The organism is Streptomyces sp. NPDC096046 (assembly GCF_040303285.1).
Taxonomy (GTDB): domain Bacteria; phylum Actinomycetota; class Actinomycetes; order Streptomycetales; family Streptomycetaceae; genus Streptomyces.
This window is the reverse complement of the sequence record NZ_JBEOSZ010000004.1, coordinates 57,781-84,762: the sequence shown is the minus strand read 5'-3', so window position 1 is coordinate 84,762 and position 26,982 is coordinate 57,781. Positions and strand designations below refer to the sequence as shown.

Here is a 26,982-nt window from a genome sequence, read left to right as displayed (position 1 = left end):
AGGTGATCGGCACGGGTGAGCCGAGATCGCCGAGCACGCATCAGGTGGTGCTCGACAGCACGGACATGCGAGGACTCGCAGAGTTCTACCGCTCGTCGCCTCGGACTGCTCTACGGCGCCGGGGGACGAGCCGCGGGGACTGCCATCAGTCACGGCCGTCCAGGCCGTTGCCATCGAGTGCTGCTCGAATCCGGCTGAGCCACTCCGTGCCCAGTCGACGCCCGTCCGGGAACTCATCGTCTCGATCCCAGCGCCACGTCGTGATCATCGCCAGTACGAGGATGCGGCACTCGCGCAGCAGGTTCCGGTCGACACCCGGGTGGTGCGCACCGACTTCCTCGGGCGCGTGCGCGAGGTCGAATTCGACGGGCCCGCGGCATATCGTCTCAAGGTCGACGAACAGCGGCCCGCCTGCCGTGGTGAGCAGGTTTCCAGGGTGCGGCTCGCCGTGCAGCGACTGCTCCGCGCCGCCGCGCTCGCCGGTGCTTCGTTTCAGGCTTCGCAAGGTGTCACCGAGCAACTGCCGGTCCTCGTCGGCGAGCGCAGGAGTCCGGCAGCGGTTCGCCACGAGCCGCTGCGCCTGCTCCACTCGATCCGTGAAGCGCGGCACGGGGACGTCGAGTGGACGCATGCCGGCATGCAGCCGCTCCAGCGCCCCGGCGTAGTCGGCCGGTGAGACCTCACGGACCCCGACGGGCTCGTAGTAGGTCCACAGCGTGACCACGAAGCCATCACGCTCGTGAACCCGCGGCTTCACTCGGGGCGCGAGGGCGGCCACAGGGCACCCGGTTTCAGCGAGCCGCTGAGCAAGCTCGACTTCGAACTGCGCGACCTGCTGCGCCACAGGTGCCACCCGGGCCACGACGTCACACGGCAGCAGACGCAGAGTGAGCTTGTTCGAGTCATGAAGAACGACCGTGTCATGGACTGTCAGGTCGAGTGAAGAGGCGATCGACATGGCCGCAGCCACCGCCCGCCGGACATCTGACCCCTGCATCGTCGCCCCACCCCTCTCGGCCATGAGCGCCTGCACCCAGGACACACGGGCTCCGGGGATCCGGCCGCCTGATCGCGAGGGCATGGTCGCCCTCACGTGCGTGAGGGCGCGCGAGTATACGCAGCTCATCAGGCTTGAGCAGTAACCCAGATCACGGTCGTATCACGGTGTAGATCATTTACGCTCTGGGCAGCCTCGTAGCGCTTCTCGGTTCAACTTTCGTTCTGCGAAGCCCAGTTCGATTGCGTGGGGCGGCCTCGGCGGCCGCCTGTGTGCAGGGCCGGGGGACTCTGCGGTCCGTCTCCCGAAAGGAAGCGTATGCCTCAGGACGTCAGGTTCGACGCCTCGTCGATCCTCCTGTCAGCGCACGTCCTGGTCTTCCTGGAGCGGCAGCGCATCTGACGGACCCCGCGTGCTGCCCGGTAGGGGCGACCCGATTCACTTCCCCAGCCGTCGCCGCGGCAGTCGTGCCCCTCGCGGTCGTGCCATAGGGACCGGAACCGGTCGCAAGAGCCCGGCTGTCGGGCGCGGTCCGTCCGCGGACGGCACAGCAGATTCCCGATCCGTTCGGCCAACCACCACGGTCGACCGATCCGTTGGCAGGACCACAGCTTGAAGGGAGACCGGTGTGAAATCTCGAGTCGAAGGTGCTGGTCTGAAGGTGCCCACCGACAGCGTGGTCCCGGCGCAGCCCAGCGCCCGGCTGCAGCCCGGGGAGGCCGGAAACGCCCTGGCCCACCTTTTGGCGAAACGCGTCAAGGGGAGCACCGAGCAGCACCGAAGGTGCCAGAACGCCGTTCAGCAACGGCAGGGCGAACTCGGACCTCCGCAGTCCGGCACCACGCTGCACGTGGAGGGGGCCCTCCGTCTGACGCCGCGCGCGTTCCTCCCGCCCGACGAGGAGGGCGAGGCCAGACTGAAACGGCTCGACGCCGGTCTGCGCATGATCGAGGAAGCGTTCCCCCAGGTCAGCACCGATGTCGAGGTCTGCCGACTGACGAGCAGGATGCTGGAAGAGGCCTGGAGAAGCCGGGCGCTCACCCCGCCGCGCGAGGAGCAGGCAGCCGACTGCGCCTGCCCGCTGTGCCGTCGGCTCCCCACGGCTCCCGCGCGCACCCTGGATGACTACGGTTGGCGGCAGAGCGCCGGCCGTCCCCTCACCGTCAAGACCTGGCCCTATCGCCGGGAACTCGACAGCGTCCTGACCGGCGGATGGTCCTGGACCCGGCAGATGAACGACCTCGAACGGGACCTCGGCCACCGTCACCGCTTCGAGGACGACATCCTCGTCTTTCACGAATACAAACGCGTGATCGAGACGATCGACACCACGCACCTCACCCAACTCGTGGAAGGACGCCTGGCCGAGCGCTTCAGCACCAACAGCGCACGGGCCCTGGTCTGCGGACTCTTCGCGGCCCACAAGCGATCCGTCGACGAGTACTGGCTCCAACAGCACCACGCGGGCAGCGTCGTACTCCCCCAGACCAACCCGCTCAGCCAGAGCACCTACTCGATCCTCCAGATGCTGGACTGCCTGTTCTGGCACGTCTCGCCCGACACCGAGCTCTGGCAGGAGGAACACCTCGCGTCCCTGCTGCTGTGCCGCGTCATCGATGACATGGCCGATGTACGAGTCGACGCCCTCACCGGCGAGATCAGCAACTTCTGGCTCGCCGACATGCCCGCCCACACCAAGGCCTTCTACGCCGCCTGCGCCATCGCCCTCGTCAAGTACGGCTGCACGCCGGAGGCGCATGACCCGATGTGGAACACGTGGTTGATGACCACGACCATCGTCTGGATGGGACTCACGGGCCGCCACGCCCTGTGGTTCGACGGCATCACCCAGGGACTCCCCCCGGCCGAGGCGTGCCCGCTCTGCGACCTGCGGCCCAACGCGTGCACGGGCATCCTCACCCATGGCACCACTCTCACCCTCGCCCCGCGGCCCACCGCACCGGCACTGAGCGCGCGGACCGCCGAGCTGTCCGCGCGCTGCCGAGCCCAGTACCCCCGGACCTGGCCGCTCTTCGACGCCGAGCTCCATGCCTTCGAAGCACTGCACGGCCCCTGGCGCGGCAACACCGACAGCACCTGGGAAATCCTGCGGCGCACCTACATAGCCGCCGTGGAGGCATCCAGCGCCGCGGCCTCCGAGGACCGCGCTCGTCAGATCCAGCAAGACGCCGGCGCAGTCGGATCCGAGATGTTCCACACCCTGCACGACGCTCGGACCGGCAGGGAGGACACCACACTCCTCGCCTACATGTTCGGCTGCGCCCACCCGCACTTCCTCTGGAACGCCACGGGGTACCGTCCCGCGGACCTCGCGGGTGACTGGCTCGACGGCTGACACCTCGATCCTGTCCAGGAGGACCAGAAAGAGAAGGGGGGAACAGTCGGCGGGGCGGTCGAGCATGTCAGTACGGACGGTCGGGCTGCGCCCACGCCGAGCGGTAGGGGTGAACGCCGAACCGCTTCTCGAACGTCTCGTCGGCGTGGAGGCTCGAGTGTCCGCCCGTCAAACGGGCGACCGCCCACCGGAGAGCCTCCGCCCACACCGCGCCGTCGGGATGGGGTGATCGCTCGGCAGCCGCGCCGAAGTCGCGCAGCACCTTCGTGGCGTCGTTCCCGCGCGCCTTGACGGCCGCACGGATCTCGTAGTGTTCCGTCGCCGTGCGCGTGTGGTGGCAAGGGCACCGGCGGTGCATGGGCGCCGGTGCGCACGGACCGGCGCGGGGGGTGTCGAGCGGTGAGCCGGTGCAGGCGGCCGGGTCCGGATCGGTGCAGTCACACCCGAGGAACTCGCGGACCGTGTGCCACTCCGTGGGCGTCAGCTCGGTACGGCTGTCGGGGCCGGGGGACGATGTCACGGGCTGGGCCTCCAGGACGGGGCGGTGATCCGGTCGCTGCACGGTCGGACGTTCCCCCGAGGGAGCGATCAGTGTGTACTGCTGGGCCGCGGCGGCCTGCGACGCCCGAATGAGGGCGATTGCCTGGCGAACACGTCGGCCCCACCCGCGGTCTCCGGCTCCCACCGTACCGAGATCTCCTGCCGGGCGGCCCGGCAGGCGAGCAGCTCGACGCGCCTGCCACCCCCGGTGACGGAGTACGGCCGACGGCTGGGGGCCGGTCTGCTCGACGGGTCCGCACATCCTCTGTGGTCGTGCGTGGCCCGCGTGCGGTCGCGTGTGGCCCGGGACGCCGCGACGTCACAGAAGTCCTGCCGCCCGCCTGAGCTTCGCACGGCCGTCCGGGGCGATGAGGCTGTCCGGCAGCATCTCCACCACACTCGCGTAGTGCGTGAACACGGCCCTGCACCGCTCGCGCTCGGGATGCTCGCTGTCGACGCCGAACCACAGCGCCATGGCCTCGTGGGTGGGATCGACCGGCTCGGAGTGGTCGGCGGCCATGATCAGGTGATCCAGCAGTCCGGGCCGCTCGGGAAGTTCCGGGTCGCCCGCGAGATGGAGCAGGAACGGCAGCAGTCGCGGCATCGCGGGGTTCATCTCGGCGATGCCGAACATGGAGTTGGCCAGGACACGCTGGGCCTCGGCCGCGGCTGCCTGATCGAGCAGACCGTGCAGGAGGACCGGGATCCTGGCCGGGCACCCGGGGTACTCCGCCCAGCGGATCTCCTCACACCCGTGGAGGGCGGGATGCTCACGGCGGGCCCCGGCTGCCTGCGGATACTCGTAGAGGAACCGGTCGATCGTCGCCTCTTTGGCGGCCACATCCATCCTGCACACCTGTCTGCCCCCGTCCCGCCGTCAAGAGCCGACCTCCGGTCCACCGCACTCTCGCGCGACCGGGTGTCCCGGCACAAGCCGAGAGCAGGCCAACCACGGGCCGGCCACAAACGCTCGCCCGCTCTCGGCAGAGGTCGCGCGCTCGCAGGACGTGCCGATCATCGCCGCCTCGTCCTCTCCTTGCCGCATCAGCACCGGGCCGACGCCTGCGCTCGATCGCCCCCCGGCTCAGCCCAGCGGCTGCGCATGGGCGATGAGCAGCGCGACGTCGTCGTGGTCGGCGGGCTTCCGGAGCTGTTCGAGCAGGCGGTCGCACGTCTCCTCCGCGGAGCGGCACGGCGGGGACAACAGGCGCAGGAGATCGTCCAGACGCTGGTCGATGGGGTCGTCGCGGGTCTCCACCAGCCCGTCGGTGTACAGGACGAGTTGATCACCGGGGTTCATGGCGAGCGCGGAGGTCTCGAAGAGGCCACTGCCCACTCCCAGGGGGGTGCCGGTGGGCAGATCCAGCAGTTCCGGTGGTTGGCCGGCCCGCACCAGAACAGGGGGCAGATGGCCGGCACAGGCCACCTGCAAACGGCAGTGCCGCGGGTCGTAGACGGCGTAGAGGCAGGTGGCCAGGTAGGGGTCCAGACCCTCTGTGATCTTGTCGAGGTGGGTGAGGATCCGGCTCGGGGCGAGGTCCAGGTCGGCGAGGGTGGAGGTGGCGGTGCGCAGCCGCCCCATGGCGGTGGCGGCCGGGATGCCGCTGCCCATGACGTCGCCCACGGCCAGGGCGGTTCGGTCATCGCTGAGGGGGATGATGTCGTACCAGTCGCCGCCGACCTCGCTGAACGCCTGCGCGGGCCGGTACCGTGCGGCGATCTGCAGGCCCGGGCGGCGAGGCGAGGGTTGGGGCAGCAGGCTGCGCTGCAGGGTTTCGGCGGCGCTGCGGATGTGCTGATGGAGAATGGCGTTGTCGATGCTCAGCGCGGCGGACGAGGCCAACTCGCAGGCGAGGGTGAGGTCGTCCTCGTCGAAGGGCTGCGGGTTGCGGGCACGGGCCAGGCCCATCACGCCGATGATCTGTCCGCGGGCGATGAGAGGGACGGCCATGTCGCTGTGGACACCGGCTTGGGCGAGCAGGCCCGCGGCGGCGGCGTCGGCCGCGATGCGGCTGAGGTCGCCGCTGTCGAGATGGGTGAGCAGCAGGGGTTTGCGGGTGCGCAGGCAGTGGGCTGCCGGGTGGTCGGCGTGGTAGGTGGTGAGGTGCCCGGGCGCGATGATCGCCTCCGAGGCGTCGGTGGTATAGGCGGTCTTCACCGCCAGTGCGCGGAAGAGTGCCGGGCCCTCGCCGGGGTCGGGGCGGCCCGTCCGCAGGACGGAGTCCAGGATGTCCACCGCGATCATGTCGGCGAGGTCGGGCACCAGGACGTCCGCCAGCTCATGGGCGGTCCGCTCCACCTCCAGGGTGGTTCCGATGCGGGCCGAGCCGTCGGCCATCATGCGCAGGCGCTGCTGGGCCCGGTCGGCCTGCCTGGCTGCTTCGTAGCGGTCGGTGACGTCCACCACCACGTTGGCGATCCCCAGCACGTGCCCGCTCTGGTCCTCGAGCCTGTAGAGCGACACGGCCCAGGCGTGGTCTTTGTCCGGGTCGGCGCGCGTACGGCCCACCACCTGCTTGTCCACCAACGGCAGACCGGTTCGCAGGACCTCCCGCATCTGGTTCTCCGTCGTGGAGAAGGGGTCGCCGGGCAGGATCTCCCGGAAGGAGCGGCCCAGGTGGTCGGCCTCGGGGACGCCGTGCATCGAGGCGAGGGCCCCGTTGACGGCCACGTACCGCAGCTGGGTGTCCAGGACGGACAGTCCGATCGGCGCCTGGGTGACCAGCTGGCTGGACAGGGCCACCTCGCGCTCCACCTGCCGCACCGTGTCCCGGTCGGTGGCCAGCCCCAGCGCGTAGTGGTCGCCGAGGTTGTCCGTCAGCCGCATATTGCGGAACTCGACGATCCGGGTGCTGCCGTCCTTGTGCCGGACGGGGAACGCCCCGGCCCAGCCTCGGCCCGTGACCATCAGCTGGGCGAAGAGTCTGATGCCCGCGTCCCGGTGTTCGGGATGGAGAAGCAGGGTGGCCGCGTACTGCCCGGCCGCCTCGTCGCCGGTGTAGCCGAACAGTTTCTCGGCCTGCGGGCTCCACATGTCGATCCGGCCGTCGGCCTCCACCAGCACCGCGGCGACGCCCAGCAGATCCATCAGCCCGCTGGGACCGGACGCGGCCTCGTCCGGATCAGCCGCCGGCTCCGCATGCTGATTCGCTCGGCTCATCACATTCGCCCCTTAGACCTGTCCGTCGCACCGGCGCACCCGCCTGCATCAGCAGACGCGTACAGCGCTCTCCTTGCAGGTCAGCAACCCGTTCACGATGCGCCACGCGACCTGCGAACGGCCAGGAGACGCGCCGGGGAAGCCCCGTGCCCCAGCCGAACCGGACAGCCCGGGCGACCGGCACAGGATCCAGACCGTGCTCGGATCACTGGGCCGGTCATCACTTCACTTCCACCCTTCCACACGCCGACGGCTCATGACGGACGCCGTCCCGGCTCCACTCACCGTGGGCGGCCAGGCACGACTTGCCCCGCGGGAAGTCGCGCGCCGTCCGGCCGTGTCGGCCGTGGTCGGCCGGGCCTGCGTGCCCACGCCCGCGTCACCCGTCCGGCGGCCTCTTCACACGGCTCTCACGAAGTGGAGACGGTCGGCGAGCCGCCCGCGGCCGGCTTCTGACGCCCGCCGTGGGTATCGGGCCCTCGGCCCGGGGCCGCACCGAGGTCATCCGCGAGCCCGACGCCGCCTGGCGGCTACTTCATGGAAGACTTCGAGTCCCGCGCGGAGTAGCTCCTGTACTGGCTTGTCGCCGTACCGCGTGGGCGAAGAGGGGGCGGGGCGGTCGGATTCGAACCGACGTCCTCCGAGATGCTGTCGCGGCGCATGACCTCTGTGCTACGACCCCGCCTTGCCGGTGATCGTATCCCCCGCCGCGGAGGTCGGCCATGCCTTATCCGGGCGGGGAACCGCGGCGTACGGTGCCGGGCCCGAACTGTGCTTGAGCGGCGCCGAAGCCGGTGTCCGTCCCGGCGCCGGGCGCGGCGCCAGTGCCGCGGCGGGCAACGTTTGCCCATGGAGGGGCGGCGTCCGGTGCGTGCTCTCGGCGGGCGGCCGACCGGCCGGCCGGAAGTCCTCGTACTGGACGTACTTGGGCTTTCGGCCGGTGCGGCGGTGGGGGCCCCTCCCGTTCGAGCGAAGCCGAGAACGGGGGAGCGTGCCGGGCGTCGCGACGGGCAAACGTCGCCCGCTGCGGCGCTAGCGTGAGGCGCATGATCGTATGGCTCAACGGAACCCACGGCGCGGGCAAGACGACCACCAGTGCCCTCGTGCGGCAACTGATCCCGGACTCAAGGGAGTTCGACGCGGAGAAGGTCGGCGAGACGCTCATGGACATCAAGCCGGCGTTGCCCTGGACGGGCAACTTCCAGCACTGGCCGCCGTGGCGGCCGCTCGTGGTCGAGACCGCCCGGCACGTACTCGACTACGCCGGTGGCACTCTGGTGATGCCGATGACCGTCCTCGTCGAGCAGTACTGGCGTGAGATCAGCGCGGGCCTGGCCGGACATGGCATTCCGGTACGTCACTTCGTGCTCCACGCCGATCAGGACACGCTCCGCCGGCGCATCGAGGGGGACACGGTTCTCGGCCCCTCCTCGTTCCGCCTGTCTCATCTCGATCTCTACGCCGAGGCGGCCCGCACCTGGCTGCACAGTGAGGCCGAGGTCATCGACACCACGCACCTCACTCCCGCCGAGGCCGCCCTGCGGATCGCGGAGACCGTCAAGGGGTGAGGCCACCGGCCGTGCGAAGGGTGTGGTTCCGCGGGCCGGAAACCGGCGGATGGCCGAGAAGCCCAGGGTGATCACGGGTGAGGCGGAAGTCCGGCGGGTTCGTTACGCGCCAATGTCGTCTTCTCGCCGGTGCAGGCCGTCAGCGGCGCCCGGCACGCACCGTCGCGCCCGCCCGCGCCGACTGCCCTGGGCCAACGGGCCCCGGTCACACCCGCTCATTTTCATCACACGACATCCATGTGATGAACACTTCCGGCCGGAGGGCCGACCGCACCATCCCCATGGGGCAGACGCTGCGCCGAGCCGCTGCCTAGCCTCCCAGGCCATGCGATCACACCTGATGAGACGCTTCGGCCTCGGTGCCGTTCTCGCCCTCGCGCTCGCCCTGTTCGGCCTGGCCCCCAGCGCGAGCGCCGCCGACCCGGCGCCGGCGGAACTGACCTTCGCCACCGACAGCGCCACTACCACACCCGGCGGCACGGTCAACCTGTCGATGACCATCACCAACCACAACACCTACGACGTCTGGTTCGTGTACCAGACGATCGAACCGACGTGGCTCACCACACAGCGCCCCGACCTGAAGTACACCTTCACCGGGTGCAGCCTGGCCACCGCGAACGGCTCCACCCCCTGCTCCGGGACCGGCCCGGCCAACCTCGGCTCCAACTACGGCGCCACCATCCCGCCCGGCCAGAGCCGTACGGTCACCCTGACGCTGAACGTCGCCGCCGACTCCGGCTGCAACGGCAACATCGGCTTCTACTCGTACTTCTACGCCGAGTTCAGCGACTCGACGAACGTCAGCGGCGGGCCGGTCTACACGCCGGTCACGCGCGTGCTCTGCCCCTGACGCTCCGTCCGGACCGCGGCACATGACCTGAAAGCCTCCCTGCCCAGCCCCCCGCTCCCGGTCTGGACCACGGGCACTCCGGCCGGCGGGCCCACAGGCCCGCCGGTGTGCCGCGCAGGGCCCGGACCAGCCCCGACCAGCACGCCGGACATGGGCACCCACCGGGCCCTGCCCCTTCCGGGCCGCCCCGAGCGGCTTCCTTCGCTTCCGGAGGCGCCCATTTCACCACCTGCGCTTTTCCGTCATGTTCCGCAACATGACCGCTGAATCCCCACACAGCCATCACTATGTGACACGAACGGATGCGTGACGAACTGGTTTCTGAGGGGGACGCCGGCGGCACGCAAGGGGGTGCGTTCGCTCCACGGGAGCCGTGCTCACCCCTGCCCGGGGAGGGGACCTCACCGCATGAAGCGGACCTTTCGCACCACGGTGCTCACAGTGGGCGCGCTCATCGCCGCACTGGGCCTGCCGACCGGTGCGGCACACGCCGACACCACGCCCCGTATCGACCTGCGGGTGCTGGTGGTGAGCGACGGCGGCCCGTCGACGGACGCCATAGCCGCCGAACTGGCCGCGGCCGGCACGCCGTACACCCGGATCGACCTCACGGAGTCCGGCCGGACCGTGATCGACGCGGGCTTCCTCGCGGACACCGTCGACGGCAGGCCGCGCGCCAGGTTCCAGGCCGTCGTGCTGCCCAACGACAACCCGTTCCCGGCCGGTTCATCCGAGATGGCGGCACTGGCGGCGTACGAGCGGACCTACGACGTTCCCCAGGTCGACGCCTACACCTACGCCCGCCCCGAAGCCGGTCTGCAGTACCCGATCAACGGGGGATACTCCGGCAGCATCGACGGCGGGCGCGCGGAGGTGACCGCCGCCGGGAAGTCGGGCCCCTTCGCCTATCTCGACGGGCCGGTGCCCTTCGAGGACAACGACCCGGCCGTCGGCGAGAGTTGGGCCTACCTGTCGAAGCCCGTGGCGGGCGCCGACTTCACCCCGTACGTGGAAGCGGCGATCCCCGGCCGGTCGGCCAAGGGCACGCTGGTGGGCGAGTACCGGCACGACGGACGGCGCGAGCTGGTCGTCACGTTCGTCTACAACCAGTACCAGCAGCAGTTCCGCCTCCTGGCGCGCGGCATCGTCGAGTGGATGACCGGTGGTGTGCACCTGGGCGCCTCACGGAACTACTTCTCCGTCCACGTGGACGACGTGTTCGCCGCCGACGACCGCTGGAACAGTCAGCTCAACTGCACGCCCGGCGACGTCGACTGTGCGGACCCCGACGCGACGCCCGACCCGATCCGGATGACGCCCGGCGATGTCGACCACGCCGTCGACTGGCAGAACAGCAAGGACTTCACCCTCGACTTCGCCTACAACGGCGCCAGCAGCGCCGACCATCGCGAGGACCACAACGGCGCCGACCCGCTGGCCGACCGGCTGATCGCACGACGGGGCGAGTTCCGCTGGATCAACCACACCTACTCGCATCCCTTCCTCGGCTGCGTACAGGACACGACCGTGGTGCCCTGGAAGTGCGCGACCAACGCCGACGGCACCACCCGGTGGATGAGCCGCAACGACATCTCCGACGAGATCGCCACCAACCGGGTCTGGGGTGAAAGGGCCGGACTGCCCCTGGTGAACGGCGAGTTGGTGACCGGCGAGCACTCCGGCATGAAGGTCCTGCCGCAGCAGCCCGTGGACAATCCCCACCTGGCGCCGGCCCTCGACGACAACGACATCACCTGGCTCGGCTCGGACAACTCCCGTGAGCCCGCCCAGCGACGGGTGGGCCCGGCCACCACCGTGCCCCGCCATCCGATGAACGTCTTCTACAACGCCGGCCGGGCGGCCGAGCAGGTCGACGAGTACAACTGGATCTACACCGGCCGCGCCCAGGGCGGCAGCGGCATCTGCGAGGACAACCCGGCCACCACCACCTGCCTGGCGGCGCCCCTGGACGCCGCCACCGGCTACGCCGACCACATCGTCCCGCTGGAGACGCGGATCGCCCTCGGGCACGTCCTGGCCAACGACCCCAAGCCGCACTTCATCCACCAGTCGAACCTGGCCGAGGACCGCATCGCCTACCCCGTGCTCAACGGCGTCCTGGACGGCTACGAGGCGCTCTTCGCCGAGGACACGCCCGTGGTGAACCCGAGAATGCAGGACATCGGCACCGAACTCCGGCGCCGGGCCGACTGGCAGGCCGCGCTCCGGGCCGGGCAGGTCACCGCCTACCGCGTCGGCGACACGGTGAGCGTCGACGCGCCGGCCGGACTGGCCGTCACCGCGACCCTGCCCACCGGCACCACACTGGCCGGCGCCGCGTTCGGCGAGGCGTACGCGGGGGCGGTGTCCGGCTGGACGCCCGCCACGGATACCCCGCTCGCCCTGACCCTGCCGGCGTCCGCGACGGCTCCGGCCGCCGACGCCCCGGAGCCCGCCCCGGCCACCGGCCCCGCCCCGCGGACCCGGGTCCCCGCGGGCGTCACCGGCCCGGTGGGCCACACCACGGGCGCCTGAACGGCACACCCGCCCCACCTGAGGTCCTGGCCGCCCCGGCGGCCGGGACCGTCCCGAACCACCCCACACCTCGGCCGTGGAGCACACCGATGCCCGTTCCCCAGGGCGCGCGACATACCGGAGCGACGCGCGTCACCCTGCTCACCGAAGGCACCTACCCGCACAGCCACGGCGGCGTCAGCGTCTGGTGCGACCAGCTCGTCCAGGGCATGCCGGACCTCGCCTTCGACGTCATCGCCGTCACCGGCACCGGACGTGAGCCGGTCGTATGGGACCTGCCCGCCCACGTCTCCAGCGTGCTGTCCGTCCCCATGTGGGGCGCCCCGCCCGAGGGCCGCCCGCCCCGGGGCCGATCCCGCAACCAACTGGCCGCCTCCTACGAGCGGTTCCTCACCGCACTGCTCGACCCACGCGCCGAGGACGGGTTCGCGCCCGCCCTGTACACGCTGGCACGGGCGGCGTCGGAGGGGGCCCTGAGCCCTTTCCTGCGCGGGGACCGGGCGATCGCCATCCTCACCGCGCTGTGGAACCGCCCCGGTCTCGCCGTGCGCGAGGCACAGCCCACGCTGCACGACGCGCTCACGGCGACCGCCCTGCTGGAGCACGCCCTGCGCCCGCTGGCCGCGCCGGCACCCGAGAGCGGGGTCGCCCACGCGGTCAGCGGCGGGGTCGCCGTCCTGCCGGGTCTCGCCGCCCTCGAACACCACGGCGTTCCGCTGCTGTTGACCGAGCACGGGGTCTATCTGCGTGAGCGCTACCTCGGCTACCGCACCGCGCCCTACCGCTGGCCCGTGAAGGCCGTGATCCTCGGGTTCTTCCGGCTGCTCGCCCAGGAGAGCTACCGACGCGCCGCCCTGATCACACCCGGCAACCGCTACAACCGGCTGTGGGAGGAGGAGGGCGGCGCCGACCCGGAGTCGATCCGCACGGTCTACAACGGCGTCGACCCCGCCGCGTTCCCGGCGGCCGGGCCGGAACCGGACGCGCCCACCCTCAGCTGGGCTGGCCGCGTGGACCCCATCAAGGACCTGGAGACCCTCATCCGGGCCTTCGCCGTCGTCCGCGACCGGCTCCCGCACGCGCGGCTGCGGCTGTTCGGTGGGACACCGCGAGGCGGAGAGGCCTACCGGGAACGCTGCGAGGCCCTGGCCGCCGCGCTCGGACATGCCGACGCCGTCACCTTCGAAGGGCGCGTCGACGACATCAAGGACGCCTACGCCGCCGGAAACGTCGTGATGCTCTCCAGCATCAGCGAGGGCTTCCCCTTCACCCTGATCGAGGCCATGTCCTGCGGACGGGCGACCGTCTCCACCGACGTGGGCGGTGTGCGCGAGGCCGTCGGCGACACCGGGCTCGTGGTGCCTCCGCGCGATCCCGTGGCGATGGCCGAGGCCGCGCTGGAGCTGCTGGGCGATCCCGGGCGGCGCAGGGCGATGGGTGAGGCGGCCCGGCTCCGGGTCATCGAGCAGTTCACCCTCCGGCAGACCATCGACACGTTTCGGTCCGTCTATCTGGAACTCGCCCATCCACCGCAGGGGTCGACGGTCATGCCCACGACGGTCAGGAGGTCGGCCCCGGCCGTCCAGGGCACGGGAAGCCTCGCCCTGTGAGCGGGCCGATGTCCCTGGAACCCGGGGGGTCCGAACAGGACACCCTGGCCATCCGCCTGGCCGGCACCCGCCCGCCACGCCGTCGGCCGCGCTGGGCGCTCGACGACACCACGCTCGCCATCAGGCTGCCCCGGCGCGGCCCCGACGAGGAGGCGGTCAGTGAACTCGCCGCCGAACTCGCCGACCGCATAGGCCCCGCCGTCCACCCCTACGAGGTGGCCGCGCTGCTGGAGGCGGAGGGACTGTCCGCCTCCCTGATCAACGAACGGTACGGACACCCGAACCTGTTCTCCCTCGCCTCCGCGCTGTACGAACGCGTGCCGCGCACCTTCCCCGAACCCGCCCCCGGGCCGGACCCCTGGCGCCCCGACACCCCGCGCTGCCTCCTGCGGGGCGTGCTGTTCGCCCTGCCCGGCCTGGCCTACCTGCTGACGGCCCCGTTGTGGAACGCCGCCGGGCACGCCCCCGCCCTCGTCGTGGCCGGACTCGTGTCCTGGGCGTGGGGGCAGGCACTCGGCCACCGCGCGCACCTGCGGATGGCGACCGGACGCCGGGAGGCGGGCCGTACCCTTCTGGCCGGCGCGCCCGCGGGAGCGGTGGTGGCCACGGCGGTGGCCGCGCTGCCCGCGGACGGCGGACCGGTGACCCTGGTGGCGGCCGCGCAGTCCGCGTACCTGGCGGCCGCCGGTGTGCTGCTGGTGCTGGGGCGGGAACGGCTGCTGCTGGCCGCGCTCAGCCCGCTGCTCGCCGGTGCTTGCGTCCTGCCCTGGTGGGAGCCCGGCCCCGCGCTCCGGGCCGGGCTGCCCCTGCTGGCGCTGCTCGCCACGCTCACCGTCACCGGCCGGGTCCTGCGCGGTGCCCTCGCCGTCCCGGCCACCACCGGTGCGCCCCGGCCACGCCTGATGTGGTCACTGCCGTACGGCCTGTTCGGGCTGGCCGCCGGCGTGCTGGTGCTGCTGGAGGGGCGGGCGGAACCGTACGCGGTGATCGTGCTGACGCTGAGCATGGGGCCGGCGGAATGGCTGCTGTACCGCTATCGCGGACTGTCGGTCGCCGCGCTGCGCGCCACCGCCACGCCCGCCGGGTTCCTGCTGCGCTCGGGCGGCATCCTCGGCCTCTGCCTGCTCGGCTATCTCGCACCGCTGCTGCCCGCGGCCCTGCTCACCGGCGCCGACCCCGTCGCCCTGCTGCTGCTCGCCGCCGTCCTGTGGACCGCGCTGCTGCTCCAGGCGTTCGGAGCGGCCTGGTCGTCGGCGGGGATCTGCCTCACGGCAGCCGGCGCGGCCGGAGCGGTCGTCCTGTTCCGGCTGCCACCGGGCACGGCCCTGGCGCTGCCGCTCAGCTGCGGCGCCGCCGCCCTGTGCCTGTCGGCGTGCGCGTTGTGGCTGCTCGGCCGGCCCGCCCCGCACGCCTGACCCCGCTCACCTCTCACCGCGTCGAAGGGACCACTCAGTTGACCTCCGCACCGCTCGCCGCCGTCACCGGAGCCGAGGGCTTCATCGGCTCTCACCTCACCGAGGCCCTGGTCGCCTCCGGACACCGGGTCAGGGCCATGGCCCAGTACAACTCCTTCTCCTCCTACGGCTGGCTGGAGACCCTGCGTCCGGACGTCCTGGACCAGGTGGAGATCGTCCTCGGCGACGTCCGGGACCCCGGTTCCGTCCGCGGTCTCCTCGAAGGCGCCGACACGGCCTACCACCTGGCCGCCCTGATCGCGATCCCCTACTCCTACCAGGCCCCGCACAGCTACGTGGACACCAACGTCACCGGCACGCTCAACGTGCTGGAAGCCGTGCGCGCCCTCGGCACGCCCCGGCTGGTGCACACCTCCACCAGCGAGACGTACGGCACCGCGCGGACCGTGCCCATCACCGAGGACCACCCCATCAACACTCAGTCGCCGTACGCCGCTTCGAAGGCGGGCGGGGACCGGCTGGCCGACAGCTACCACGCAAGTTTCAACACCCCGGTCGTCACCCTGCGGCCCTTCAACACCTTCGGTCCGCGTCAGTCCATGCGCGCCGTCATCCCCACCGTCATCGGGCAGGTCGCCGCGGGAGAGCGCACGATCACCCTCGGCGACCTGCGCCCCACCCGCGATTTCACCTTCGTCAAGGACACCGCGCAGGCCTTCCTCGCCGTCGGTACCGCACCCGCGGGGCAGGTCGTGGGCCGTACCTTCAACGCCGGTACGGGCGGGGAGATCTCGGTCGGCGACCTGGTCGGGCTGATCGGCAAGGTGATGGACACCGCGCTCGACGTGCGCGAGGACGAGGCCCGCATCCGTCCGGCCAGCTCCGAGGTGATGCGCCTGGTCGCCGACGCGAGCCGGCTCGCCGCCGCGACCGGCTGGCAGCCCGCCCACACCCTGGAGGAAGGCCTCGCGCACACCGTGGAGTTCTTCCGCGACCCGGCCAACCTCGCCCGCTACAAGACCGGCATCTACAACATCTGACACCGCACAGCGGATCTCGTCCGTCACGTCCGCGCACGTCCACGAAGCGTTCACGAAGGAGGAGCCCCATGCACGCAGTGATCCTGGCGGGAGGCAAGGGCGTCCGGCTGCGGCCGTACACCACGGCGCTGCCCAAGCCGCTCGTCCCCATCGGCGACCAGCACGCCATTCTGGAGATCGTGCTGCGCCAGCTTTCCGCGGCCGGCTTCACCAGTTGCACCATAGCGATCGGCCACCTCGGCGAGATCATCCGCGCCTACGTCGGCGACGGCTCCCAGTGGGGCCTGGCCGTCGACTACGCCACCGAGGAGAACCCGCTGGGCACCATGGGCCCGCTGCTCACCCTGCGCGACCGCCTGCCCGAGACCTTCCTGGTGATGAACGGCGACGTCCTCACCGACCTCGACTACGCCGACGTCCTGCGCCGGCACCGCGCGTCCGGTGCCCCGCTGACCATCGCCACGTACGCCCGCAAGGTGCACATCGACTTCGGGGTGCTGACCACCGACGCCAGCAGGGTCGTCGCGTTCACCGAGAAGCCGAGCATGGACTACCGCGTCTCCATGGGCGTCTACGGCCTGTCCCGCGCCACCCTCGACGGCTACACGCCCGGACTTCCCCTCGGTTTCGACGAGTTGGTGCTCGACCTGCTCAAGAGCGGCAACCAGCCGCACGCCTACGACTTCGACGGGTACTGGCTCGACATAGGCCGCCCGGACGACTACGACCGGGCCAACGCCGAGTTCACCAGCCGCAGGTCGCTGCTGCTCAAGGGAGCCTGAGCACGTCATGCGCATTCTCGTCCTGGGCTTCACCGGCTATCTCGGCGTTCACGTCGCCGCGCGGCTGCGCGACCTGCCGGGGGCGCTGGTCATCGGCGGTGGCCGGTCGCCCTCCGCCGACCTCCACGTCGATCTCGCCCGCGTCCGTCCGGAACAGCTGGCGAAGACCCTCACGACGGCCGCGCCCGACATCGTCGTCAACTGCGCGGGCGCCACCGGCGGTGACGCCGTCACCCTCGCCGAGGTCAACGCCCGCGGCCCGGCGGTGCTGTGTGCCGCACTGTGCGAGGCGGCCCCCGCGGCCCGCCTGGTGCACCTGGGCTCGGCCGCCGAATACGGCCCCGGCACCCCGGACACCGCGGTGACGGAGTCGGGGGTCACCCGCCCGGTCGGCCCCTACGGCGCGACCAAGCTCGCGGGCACGCTCGCGGTGACCGCCTCCGGCCTGGACACGGTGGTGCTGCGGGTGGGCAATCCGGTGGGCCCCGGAGCACCGCCCAGCGGGCTGCCCGGGCGGATCGCCGGCCTGCTGCGCGAGGCCGGCCCCGACCCGGAGGCGGTGCTGCGGCTCGGTGACCTGTCGGCCTACCGCGACTTCGTCGACGTACGCGACGTGTCGAGGGCCGCGGTGCTGGCGGCCACGGCTCCGGGGCCGCTGCCGCCCGTCCTCAACATCGGCGGGGGCTGTGCCGTGCCGGTGCGCGACCTGGTGCGGGGCCTGGCCGGCCTGGCCGGGTTCCGTGGCCGGATCGAGGAGACCACGGCGAGCTCGGCCGGCTCTGCCCGTTCCGCGCAGGTGTCGTGGCAGTGTTCGGACAGCACCGCCGCCGAACGGGCCCTGGACTGGCGTCCCGCCCACACCCTCGACGACGCCCTGGCCACGCTGTGGGAAGGCTGCCGCACACCGTGAACCTGCTGATTCCGCTGTACGTCCATCCGGCCGAGGACCCGGGTGCCTGGCACCGGCTGATCACCGCCGCGCCCCGCACGTACGGGGTCGTCCTCAACCCGGCGAGCGGCCCGGGTGAGGCCCCCGACCCGGCGTTCACCGCCGCGGCCGGTGCGCTGCGGGCCGCGGGAGCGCGTCTGCTGGGCTATGTCGACACCGACTACGGGGTGCGCGACCCCGCCGATATCACCGAGGACGTGCGCCGGCACCGGCAGTGGTACGCGACGGACGGCTGCTTCCTCGACCGGGTGACGGCGACCGCCGACGGACTGCCGGGTTGTCGCCGCCTGGTGCGGACACTGCGCCGCCTGGGCGTGGGCACGGTCGTCCTCAACCCCGGGGTCCACCCGGCCCCGGGGTACGCCCGCCTCGCCGACCTGACCGTCACCTTCGAGGGCCATTGGTCGACGTACGTCTCCGCGTTCAGCCGGCCCGCGTGGACCGCGCGGCACGGACCCGACCGGCTGTGCCACCTCGTCTACGGTGTGCCCGAGGCGCTCGTTCCCCTCGCCGTGCGCACCGCACACGAGCGAGGAGCGGCGGTCTGCGGCCCCGTCACGGGCGAACCCCCCAACCCATGGGGGCAGTTGACACCCGCCCTCACCGGAGCGAAGCGATGAGGAGGAGGCAGCTCTCCTGTGCGGCCCTGCTGACCGCGCTGGCGGCCGCGGGGCTGACGGGCTGCTCCGGCAGCACGGAGCGCCCCGCCGACGCGCACGGCACGACGCCGGCCGCACCGCCCACGGCGGCCCCCTCCCGGCCGCCGGCACCCGAGCCGGAAGGGCCGGTGACCTCGCCGAGCCACTCCCCTCCCCCGACGCGGCCGGCCGCCTCACCCTCACCCTCCACAGCGGTGTGGAAACCCCGCCCGGGCCTCTCCTGGCAGTGGCAGCTCGACGGCAAGGTCGACACCTCCGCCGACGTCCCGGTCTACGACATCGACGGATTCGAGAACTCCGCGGCGGACGTGGCCCGGCTGCACCGCGCGGGCCGGAAAGTCATCTGTTACGTCAACGTCGGCGCGTGGGAGAACTTCCGCCCGGACCGGGACGCCTTCCCGCACTCGGTGCTCGGCAAGCCCAACGGATGGGCGGGCGAACGATGGCTGGACATCCGGCAGCTGACCGTCCTGCGACCGATCATGGAACGCCGCTTCGACATGTGCCGCGACAAGGGATTCGACGCCGTGGAGCCCGACCTGGTGGAGGGGTACGGCAACGACACCGGCTTCCCCCTGACCGCACGCGACCAGCTGAGATACAACCGTATGATCGCGTCGCTCGCGCACGCGCGAGGACTGTCCGTGGGCCTGAAGAACGACCTCCCCCAGATCCCGCAACTCGTGGCCCACTTCGACTTCGCGGTCAACGAGGAGTGCGCCCAGTACGACGAGTGCGCCGCGCTCTCCCCGTTCATCGCGGCCGGCAAAGCGGTGTTCCACGTGGAGTACACGGAGCCGCGGAGCGGTTTCTGTGCCGAGTCCCGACGGCTGAGGCTGTCGTCGATGGTGAAGAAGCCGGAACTCGGGGTGTGGCGGAGCCCTTGCTGAGCTGACGCGCCCCGGCTGCGGGGCGCCGCGGAGAACCGGACGAGGCCTTTCCGCGTGGTAGTGGAGAAGGCCTGTATCGCCGCCCGTGACCCGGTTCGCAGGGGTGGCCGTGCGGAAGCGCCGCTCGCCGCCCGCGGTGACGATTGTTGTCTCAGATGGGCGTCACCCGTCAACATGGTGATGTGAGACTCGACCACGTTTTCGTCTGCGGGCACCCGGCCCTCGACTTCGCGGCCACTCTGCGCGCCCGGCGCTCGACACGGTTCGAGTTTTTCGTGACGCCGGAACGCCTGAACGCCTGGTACCTGGAGTCCGGGCTCGTCGACACGATCACACCCGGCAAGGAGGAGGACGTCCGGGAAGCGACCACCGTGCGCGAGGTGATCTACCGACTCCTCACGAACCGTCGCCTGGGTGAGAACTTCGACCGCGAGGCGCTCGCCGTGCTGAACGCCGCAGCGCGCAAGACGCCCGCGACACCGCAGTTGACCCTGGCCGGCCGGCACACCGACGCGACGCCCGAGCAGGCCCTGGCGACCGTGGCCCGGCAGGCGATCGAACTGCTCAGCGGCCCGGACGTCCCCCTGCTGAAGGAGTGCGGCAACCCGGAGTGCACACGCGTCTACATCGATCGCTCCCGCGGCATGCGGCGGCAGTGGTGCGGCATGGAGTCGTGCGGCAACAAGATCAAGGCAGCGGCGTATCGCGCGCGGAAGAGGACCTCACCCGCCACGCCCTCGAACTGATCCGTCGGTCGGGCCCGTGCGCCGACCTCTGCTCGGCGAACTGCCGGCGTGCGCTTCGAAGGGGGCGAAAACGACACGTGGCCGGGAAGGGCGACGCCCTTCCCGGCCACGTCGATGCTCCGGACTAGCCACGCCTGGGCAACCGCCAGTTCGGGCGCGGGAAGTGACAGGTGTAGCCCTCCGGGTACCGCTGGAGGTAGTCCTGGTGCTCCGGCTCGGCCTCCCAGAACGCGCCGGCCGGCACGACCTCGGTCACCACGGGACCCGGCCACAGTCCGGACGCCTCGACATCGGCGATGGTGTCCTGCGCGACACGCCGCTGCTCGTCGTCGAGGTAGAAGATGGCGGAGCGGTAGCTCAGGCCGATGTCGTTGCCCTGCCGGTTCCTCGTGGTGGGGTCGTGAATCTGGAAGAAGTACTCCAGGATCGAGCGATAGTCGGTGGCGGTCGGATCGAACACGATCTCGATCGACTCCGCGTGCTTTCCGTGGTCGCGGTAGGTGGGCTGGGGCTTGCCGTCGTCGCCGCTGTAGCCGACCCGGGTGCGGATCACCCCGGGAAGCGACCTGATCAGCTCCTGCATGCCCCAGAAGCAGCCGCCGGCCAGCAGCGCCCTTTCCTCGACATCGCTCATGGCGCTCACCTTTCTCGTCCGTATACGTCCATACGTCCACGCGGAACCAGCCTCGCACATCAGCCGTCCCCTGCAATCACCATCTTGACAGGTGACGAGTCGACTGACCCCCGGATTCCGCGTCAGACGGCCCTCCAGGGCGGTCGGCGTAGGGCGTGCAGGGCACGCCCGGGTCTGCCCCGTGGGACGGTCGGTCCGCCCGGACTCGGGCGACTCGGCTCTGCGGAGACACGGTCTCCGCAGAGGTCGCCTGTCGCTGCTCGGGGCCGAAGGCTCGGGGCCGAAGACTCCAAGCCGGCGGCTCGGGGCCGCGGCTCGGGAGGAGGTGACGGAGCCGGCCTGTCGCGTCGCCCGGCTAGGGTCCGGCCACCCCGTCGCGGTCTGCCGCCACCTCGCCGCGCAGGGCGCCACCGAGGCTGTCGGCGAGAGCGATGCGGGCGGTGATGCGCTTGCCCACCGGTTCGCGCTGTATCTCGAAATCCTCGACCACGGCCTTCACGATCTCCAGGCCGTGCTGGCCGATCCTGCTGGGGTCGGCGGCTCGGGCCGTGGGGACCGTCGGGTCGCTGTCCCAGACGATGACTTCCACGCTGCGGGCGGTGACGCGCAGTTCCAGCAGCACGGGCCCCGGAGCATACTTCCGCGTGTTGGTGACCAGCTCGCTGACGACCAGCTGGGTGAGATCCCTCGCTCGGGCGGAGACGGGCAGGTGACGGTCGTCACTCGCCTGGTCGAGGAAGGCGACGGCGTGATGGCGGGCGTCCGCGATGCAGCTGTCGTCTCCCCCCAACGCGTACGCGGCACGCATCAGGTACTCCTGCGGCGCCGTGCAGCCGTCACCGTCGACATCAGATCCCACTGGCCTCGCCCTCACTCCCCGTTCACGCGCGCCGGTACCCCGTTTCGCCACCCCGCATGCCGCAAAGGTGTTGTTCGGCACAGCCGCTCAGGTGCATCGGGCCGGGGCGGTGAGGCAGAATCATCCGCGCACGTTTCTGACCGGGCAAGCCTAAGCACATTTGAGGAGACGGTGACCCACATCGAGGAAGCGGACCGGCCGGGCCGGCTCCACGCCGAACACCGCATGGCGGGAGACATCCGTGTCGTGACGCTGCGGGGCGAGATCGACCACGACGTCCAGGACGTGCTCAGCGCAGCCCTGCTCATCGACGACGGGGCGGTGCCACCGCGGATCGTCGCGGATCTCAGCGGCGTGACGTTCATGGACTCCAGCGGCATCAACGTCTTCGTCACCGCCCACCAGCAGGTGAGCGGCGCAAACGGGTGGATGCGGATCGCCGGCGCCCAGCACTCTGTCCTGCGGGTGCTGCAGCTGGTCGGCGTCGACACCCTCATCCCCTGCCACGACACCACCGAGCAGGCCCTGAGCGCCTGAACCGCGTGCCGCCGGCCCCGGGCGGAGACGTCACGCGGGCCGCGGGATCGCCGCCCGGCCCCCGATGAGCTGCCGGGCGTCGGTCGAGCCCCAGAGAGCCGACGCCCTGCCGCTCGCCGACGGACCGCGGACCGCGCGACGACCGGCTGGACTCCTCGCGAGATCCGATCGTCGGCAGAAGGAAGTCGCCGCGCCCCGCAGCTCCTGGTCACGTACGGGAGGAAGGGCTACGCAACCGTCCTCCCGGCGGAGCCGGTCAAGGCAGGATCTCGACGTACCCGTCGGTTCCGTGGACGCGGATCCGCTGGCCGTCCCGGATCAAGCGGGTGGCCTGCTCCACGCCTACGACGGCCGGCAAGCCGTACTCCCGGGCGATCACCGCGCCGTGGGTCATCAGGCCGCCCACCTCCGTCACCAGGCCCGCGATGCCGACGAACAGGGGTGACCAACTGGGGTCCGTGTAGGCCGTGACCAGGATGTCGCCCGGCTCGAGATCGGCTTGCGCCATGTCCGGGATGACGCGGGCCCGCCCTTCTATGGTCCCGCCGGAGACCGGCAGGCCGGCCAGGGCACCGGCCGGCACGTCATCGCGTCCGTACGTGCCGTTGACGGTCTCGCCCTCCGAGGTGAGGACGCGCGGCGGTGTGAGCGCGTGGTACCACCGGAACGCCTCCTTGCGCTGCTGGATGAGCCGGTCGTCCACCCGCTGCGCACGCACGACGTCGTGGAGCTCCTGGAACGTGAGGTAGAAGACGTCCTCCTCGTCACGGAGCACGCCGGCCTGCACGAGACGCTCGGCCTCCGCCATCAAGGCCTGCCTGTAGACGAAGTAGCGGCTGATGATGCCGTACTTGGGGTACTCCCGGTATCCGATGAAGGTCCGGACCCGGTCGATCATCTTCTTGGTCTGGTCCGCTTTGCTCTCCCCGTCGGGCAGGGCACGCAGGCGGGTCAGCACGTCCTGTTCCTTCTTCAGCGCCTTCTGCCGGCCTTCCTCGAAGCGCCGCCCGGCCTCGCCCGGATCGAAGTTCCTGACATTGTCGAGGATCGCCGGCACGAGCGTGCCGGGGCGTTCACGCCAACGGGGCCTCGTGATGTCGATCTCTCCGACGCAGCGCATGCCGTACCGGTCCAGGTAGGCCTCGATGGCGTCACGTGCTTCGGGCCCACCCGGGAACTTCGCCAGTTCGTCGAGGTAGCCGTCGTCCTCGACGGTCTGCAGGAAGGCCACCACCTCCCGATGGGGACGGATCACGTCCGCGACGTCGAGCAGCTCCAGTCCCATCTGCGAGGTGATGTTGTCGGGGGCGGACAGCGTGAGGGTGTCGGCCGCGTTCTTCTCGCCCAGCCACTCGTGCAGTGTGTCGTTGAGCCACCACGTGGACTCCATCCCCGCCATGATCGCCTGGAAGCTCAGCGGATCGGTGAGGACCCGCTTGTGCTCCTCGAAGGCCTCCAGCAGGAACTCGAACAGCGCCGGTCCGCTCTTCGCGGCGATGTCGCGCCGCAGGGCGGCGACGGACTTCTCGCTGCGCTCGATCAGCCGGGTGACGACGGCCGGGTCGGTCTCGATCGGCGCGGGCGCGCCGCCGGCCGGGCGGTCGCCGGGCTCCGGGTCCGGGAGTGAGGGGACGAAGTCGTCCCGGTCGAGGACCGTCTCCAGGGCGTCCCTGGTCAACGGGTCTGACCTCCCCACCAGGTCCAAGAGGTCGGCGCGGCTCGCGGGCGAGGACAGCGCGCGGGTGGCGTCGACGAAGAGCCTCCCGCCGGCGTCGCGCATGGGCGCCATGGCCGTCAGCTTCCACAGGGAGAGTCCCAGGGGCTTCATGGGGTCGGTCATCATCTGCTGATGGCCGACGGAGACGTAGACGTGATTCTCCTGGTCGGCGGTCTCGGGAATGGGGAACAGCGTCGTGATCGGCCGGCTCTGCACGATCTGGAAGCCGTCACCGGCCAGGCACCATTCGATGTCCTGGGGGCTGCCGAAGTGCGCCTCGATCCGGCGTCCGAGGTGTACCAGCCGCACGACCTGTGCGTCGGTCAGCGCCGGCTGCTCCTGCTGCCTCGCATCGAGCGCCCTCGTGTGCGTGCCGCCGTCCGGCAGTGCGTGCACGGCACGCTCCTTGACGGCGATCGCCCTGGCGACGATCCGGCCGTCTCGCACCTTGAAGACATCCGGGCTGACCCGGCCGGAGACCAGGGCCTCGCCCAGCCCGAAGCCGGCGTCGACGGTGGCGACCTTCCGGTTGCCCGTGACCGGATCGGCCGTGAACAGGATGCCGGCCGCCTCGGAGAACACCATCTGCTGCACGACCACGGCCATGTGGACCGTGCGGTGATCGATGCCGTTGCGCCGGCGGTAGGTCACGGCCCGCTCGGTGAAGAGGGAGGCCCAGCAGCGGCTGACGTGCCGGAGGATCGCCTCCGGCCCCACGACGTTCAGATACGTGTCCTGTTGGCCGGCGAAGGACGCCGTCGGCAGATCCTCCGCCGTCGCGCTGGACCGGACGGCGCAGGCGGCCTGTTCGCCGAGCAGGCCGAGAGCGCGGGTGATCGCCGCCGCGAGATCGCCCGGGATGGTGATCCCTTCGATGGTGCTGCGGATCTGCGCGCTGAGGCTTCGGATCACCTCCCGGTCGTCCGGGTCCAGGCGCGCCAGTTGATCGAGTCGGTCCCCGATCGACGGTGCTTCCGCCACGATCCGCCGGAAGGCGTCCGTCGTCACACAGAACCCGCCCGGCACGCTGATGCCTTCGATCCGCGACAGCGTGCCCAGGTGTGCGCCCTTGCCGCCGACGGTCGCGACCTGTGTCTCGTCGACCTCACGGAGGTCCCGCACGAGCTGCTCCGTCACCGCGACACCTCCGAGGCGGCCGTGCTCCGTCGTTCCGCACCCACAGTTCGGATCAGCAGCGCCTCCAGCGCCGCCGGACCGCTGGTCGAGCAGGTTCTTCTCTGCAACACACGCACTTCATGTCCCCGTCTTCGCAGGTGGTGGCCTCGGCCGAGGATTCTGCGCCCTGACCAGGGCCTTGCCGCAAGCCCCCCGGTGCGCTATACCTTGGGAGAGGCAAGGAGATCTCTCTCCTTGCCTTTGGCGTTTTCCGGGGTACCGTCCGGCCGGAGGCGGCGCGGGCGCGTCCGCTCGGGCAGCCGCCTGGCCGCGGTGATTCAGTACCGCCGCTTGCGCATCCCGGCTCTATCCGGCGACCTGCCCTGCACGGGCGGGCTGACGCCGCGTCACCGGCTCGCTGCCCTTCACCGAGAGCGAGGCGCTGGGTGTTTCGCGCGACCCGTGGGACCCGCGGCGCACGCCTGGCGGTTCCTCCAGTGGCGCGGGTGTGGCCGTCGCAGCCGGGATGGCGCCCCTCGCGCACCCCCAGGACGGCGGCGGGTCGATACGGATCCCCGCCTCGTGCAATGGTCTGGTCGGTCTGAAACCGACCCGCGGCCTGGTCCCCCATGCGACCGTCGAGGTGGAGGGTCTCGCCACCAGTGGTGTGCTCACCCACGGGGTGGCGGACACCGCGGCCGCCCTCGACGTGCTCGTGAGTCACGATCCGGGCGCGTGGTGGTCGCCCCCGGCCCGGTGTGCGTCCTTCGTCGACGGGGAGGATCCGTCGGCGGCCGTGAGGAACAGCTACCCCATGGGGGTGTTCATGTCGCTGTTCGACGTCACGGGCCAACCGGCGATCTCCCTCCCCGTCCACCACGACCCCGCCACCGGCCTTCCCGTCGGGGTCCAGATCGTCGCCGCGCCCTGGCGCGGGGAGTTTCTGCTTCAGGTGGCCCATGTGATCGAGCGGGCACTCCCCTGGGCCGGCCGCCGACCCCCGTCGGCCGACCGGACACGACAGCGCCCGCCCTGCCGGTCGAGCAGGGCGGGCGCGACAGGGTCAGGTCCGCCGAGGCGTCGCGAACGACCGTCCTGTGCATGGACGTTGGCCGTTCGGCGGAGACTGATCTCCTCGTCCCGGTAGCCTCCCGCCATGGACCAACTGCCCGCGAGTGTGGACCACGACATCCTGGCGCACCGGAGCATCGCCGCGATCGCGACGATCCGCGAGACGTGGGGCTGCACGGTCCCCCAGGCACTCGACGCCTACGTGCAGCGTTACGAGGAACTCCGTCGCGACCGCCGGGGCGGCCTCAAGCCGGGCTCGGAAGAAGAGCACGGCTCGCGGTCGGCACCCGTGGCGGGCGACGCCAAGAACCCGTAGGTGAGGGCCGGGTGTCCATGGTCAGGCGTTGGCATGGCGACGCCAGGTCGTCCTCCGCGGAGCGGCATGGTGCACCGGCTCATCCGGCCGGTGAGCCTGCCGACGCGACAGCCAGAGCGACGTCATGGCCAGCAGGGCGGTGAAGACCACCAGCAACACCACCGAGACCCACATCTGCCGGCTTCCGGGGTTGTCCCACCCCGCCGAAGCCGCCGTGGCGGCCCACAAGACGGCGCCCCCGGCGTAGAAGGTGCGCATCCTGCGCAGCTGCCGCAGGGCTCGTACGGATTCAGCGTGATCGTTTTCCGAGGCCATGCCGACGCAGGTACCCGCGATCCACGCCCCCTATCAGCCTGGGGCACCCTTCTTCGCGTCGGGAGGACCGCGACCTTCACTGTGCGTCGTGATCAGGGTGACTCGGGCAACGCCGACGGGCTCCGGTGGTGTTCGAGGAGGTAGGGCTCGTCGAGACGTACGTCGTCGGCGCGGTGGCGTACGTCGGTGAGGAGCCAGTCCAGCAGTTCCGGGGTGGCGTGGTACTCGTCGTAGCAGCCGATGTCCAGGTCGGTGATCTCGAACTCGGTTATCAGCTGGGCACCCGGTGCCCCCGGGGCGGTGCCGTGGGGTATGCG

Annotated in this window: 23 protein-coding genes and 1 tRNA gene; 16 read left to right on the top strand and 8 right to left on the bottom strand. The window is 71.1% G+C overall.

Annotated features, from left to right (window positions below; translation table 11 throughout):
- Window positions 1–145 precede the first annotated feature (145 nt).
- A complete protein-coding gene (locus tag ABTX62_RS05390) occupies window positions 146–997 on the bottom strand; it encodes a phosphotransferase (protein ID WP_352115040.1) in 852 nt (283 codons plus the stop codon).
- 661 nt (window positions 998–1,658) lie between these two features.
- On the opposite strand from ABTX62_RS05390, the gene ABTX62_RS05385 reads away from it, so the two are divergent.
- On the top strand, window positions 1,659–3,353 hold the full coding sequence (locus ABTX62_RS05385; protein WP_352114926.1) for a hypothetical protein: 1,695 nt from the start codon (window positions 1,659–1,661) through the stop codon (window positions 3,351–3,353).
- Between the two features lie 67 nt (window positions 3,354–3,420).
- Here the strand turns inward: ABTX62_RS05385 and ABTX62_RS05380 are convergent, their stop codons facing one another.
- The 4 genes from ABTX62_RS05380 to ABTX62_RS05365 all read right to left on the bottom strand — a co-directional run bounded on the left by ABTX62_RS05380 (window position 3,421) and on the right by ABTX62_RS05365 (window position 7,737).
- The gene (locus ABTX62_RS05380) at window positions 3,421–3,915 is read right to left on the bottom strand and encodes a hypothetical protein (RefSeq protein ID WP_352114925.1); all 495 of its coding nucleotides are present in this window, start codon (window positions 3,913–3,915) and stop codon (window positions 3,421–3,423) included.
- 297 nt (window positions 3,916–4,212) lie between these two features.
- The gene (locus ABTX62_RS05375) at window positions 4,213–4,740 is read right to left on the bottom strand and encodes a hypothetical protein (protein WP_352114924.1); all 528 of its coding nucleotides are present in this window, start codon (window positions 4,738–4,740) and stop codon (window positions 4,213–4,215) included.
- 237 nt (window positions 4,741–4,977) lie between these two features.
- Entirely contained in the window at window positions 4,978–7,053 is a 2,076-nt protein-coding gene (locus ABTX62_RS05370; RefSeq protein WP_352114923.1) for a SpoIIE family protein phosphatase, read from the bottom strand.
- 609 nt (window positions 7,054–7,662) lie between these two features.
- Window positions 7,663–7,737, bottom strand: a tRNA-Leu gene (locus ABTX62_RS05365).
- Between the two features lie 362 nt (window positions 7,738–8,099).
- Here ABTX62_RS05365 and ABTX62_RS05360 point away from each other — a divergent pair.
- From ABTX62_RS05360 to ABTX62_RS05310, 11 genes are all read left to right on the top strand, one after another.
- A complete protein-coding gene (locus ABTX62_RS05360; protein WP_352114922.1) occupies window positions 8,100–8,621 on the top strand; it encodes an ATP-binding protein in 522 nt (173 codons plus the stop codon).
- A 325-nt stretch (window positions 8,622–8,946) separates the two neighbouring features.
- Complete coding sequence (locus ABTX62_RS05355) at window positions 8,947–9,474, top strand: hypothetical protein (RefSeq protein WP_352114921.1); 528 nt, start codon at window positions 8,947–8,949, stop codon at window positions 9,472–9,474.
- A 408-nt stretch (window positions 9,475–9,882) separates the two neighbouring features.
- A complete protein-coding gene (locus tag ABTX62_RS05350; RefSeq protein WP_352114920.1) occupies window positions 9,883–12,009 on the top strand; it encodes a hypothetical protein in 2,127 nt (708 codons plus the stop codon).
- An 89-nt stretch (window positions 12,010–12,098) separates the two neighbouring features.
- Complete coding sequence (gene pelF, locus ABTX62_RS05345) at window positions 12,099–13,619, top strand: GT4 family glycosyltransferase PelF (protein ID WP_352114919.1); 1,521 nt, start codon at window positions 12,099–12,101, stop codon at window positions 13,617–13,619.
- Entirely contained in the window at window positions 13,616–15,034 is a 1,419-nt protein-coding gene (locus ABTX62_RS05340) for a hypothetical protein (RefSeq protein WP_352114918.1), read from the top strand. Before pelF ends, ABTX62_RS05340 begins: the two co-directional genes overlap by 4 nt.
- Window positions 15,035–15,072: 38 nt before the next feature.
- Window positions 15,073–16,074, top strand: a complete 1,002-nt coding sequence (locus tag ABTX62_RS05335; protein ID WP_352114917.1) for a GDP-mannose 4,6-dehydratase — start codon at window positions 15,073–15,075, stop codon at window positions 16,072–16,074.
- A gap of 68 nt (window positions 16,075–16,142) precedes the next feature.
- On the top strand, window positions 16,143–16,856 hold the full coding sequence (locus ABTX62_RS05330; RefSeq protein ID WP_352114916.1) for a nucleotidyltransferase family protein: 714 nt from the start codon (window positions 16,143–16,145) through the stop codon (window positions 16,854–16,856).
- Window positions 16,857–16,863: 7 nt separating this feature from the next.
- The gene (locus ABTX62_RS05325) at window positions 16,864–17,766 is read left to right on the top strand and encodes an NAD-dependent epimerase/dehydratase family protein (RefSeq protein WP_352114915.1); all 903 of its coding nucleotides are present in this window, start codon (window positions 16,864–16,866) and stop codon (window positions 17,764–17,766) included.
- The gene (locus tag ABTX62_RS05320; RefSeq protein WP_352114914.1) at window positions 17,763–18,425 is read left to right on the top strand and encodes a spherulation-specific family 4 protein; all 663 of its coding nucleotides are present in this window, start codon (window positions 17,763–17,765) and stop codon (window positions 18,423–18,425) included. The genes ABTX62_RS05325 and ABTX62_RS05320 overlap by 4 nt, the downstream gene beginning before the upstream one ends.
- Window positions 18,422–19,354, top strand: coding sequence for an endo alpha-1,4 polygalactosaminidase (locus tag ABTX62_RS05315; RefSeq protein ID WP_352114913.1), 933 nt, complete (start codon window positions 18,422–18,424; stop codon window positions 19,352–19,354). Before ABTX62_RS05320 ends, ABTX62_RS05315 begins: the two co-directional genes overlap by 4 nt.
- 182 nt (window positions 19,355–19,536) lie before the next feature.
- A complete protein-coding gene (locus tag ABTX62_RS05310) occupies window positions 19,537–20,100 on the top strand; it encodes a CGNR zinc finger domain-containing protein (RefSeq protein ID WP_352114912.1) in 564 nt (187 codons plus the stop codon).
- A 124-nt stretch (window positions 20,101–20,224) separates the two neighbouring features.
- Here ABTX62_RS05310 and msrA read toward each other — a convergent pair whose 3' ends face one another.
- Complete coding sequence (msrA, locus tag ABTX62_RS05305) at window positions 20,225–20,734, bottom strand: peptide-methionine (S)-S-oxide reductase MsrA (RefSeq protein WP_352114911.1); 510 nt, start codon at window positions 20,732–20,734, stop codon at window positions 20,225–20,227.
- A gap of 355 nt (window positions 20,735–21,089) precedes the next feature.
- Window positions 21,090–21,593, bottom strand: coding sequence for an ATP-binding protein (locus ABTX62_RS05300; protein ID WP_352114910.1), 504 nt, complete (start codon window positions 21,591–21,593; stop codon window positions 21,090–21,092).
- A gap of 171 nt (window positions 21,594–21,764) precedes the next feature.
- On the opposite strand from ABTX62_RS05300, the gene ABTX62_RS05295 reads away from it, so the two are divergent.
- Window positions 21,765–22,130 (top strand): STAS domain-containing protein, encoded by a 366-nt coding sequence (locus ABTX62_RS05295; protein ID WP_352114909.1) that lies wholly within the window; start codon window positions 21,765–21,767, stop codon window positions 22,128–22,130.
- 256 nt (window positions 22,131–22,386) lie between these two features.
- Here ABTX62_RS05295 and rph read toward each other — a convergent pair whose 3' ends face one another.
- Entirely contained in the window at window positions 22,387–24,984 is a 2,598-nt protein-coding gene (gene rph, locus ABTX62_RS05290; RefSeq protein ID WP_352114908.1) for a rifamycin-inactivating phosphotransferase, read from the bottom strand.
- 397 nt (window positions 24,985–25,381) lie between these two features.
- On the opposite strand from rph, the gene ABTX62_RS05285 reads away from it, so the two are divergent.
- The 3 genes from ABTX62_RS05285 to ABTX62_RS05275 all read left to right on the top strand — a co-directional run bounded on the left by ABTX62_RS05285 (window position 25,382) and on the right by ABTX62_RS05275 (window position 26,597).
- Entirely contained in the window at window positions 25,382–26,110 is a 729-nt protein-coding gene (locus tag ABTX62_RS05285; RefSeq protein ID WP_352115039.1) for an amidase family protein, read from the top strand.
- Window positions 26,111–26,119: 9 nt separating this feature from the next.
- Complete coding sequence (locus ABTX62_RS05280; RefSeq protein WP_352114907.1) at window positions 26,120–26,350, top strand: hypothetical protein; 231 nt, start codon at window positions 26,120–26,122, stop codon at window positions 26,348–26,350.
- 124 nt (window positions 26,351–26,474) lie between these two features.
- Entirely contained in the window at window positions 26,475–26,597 is a 123-nt protein-coding gene (locus ABTX62_RS05275) for a hypothetical protein (protein WP_352114906.1), read from the top strand.
- Window positions 26,598–26,982 lie beyond the last annotated feature (385 nt).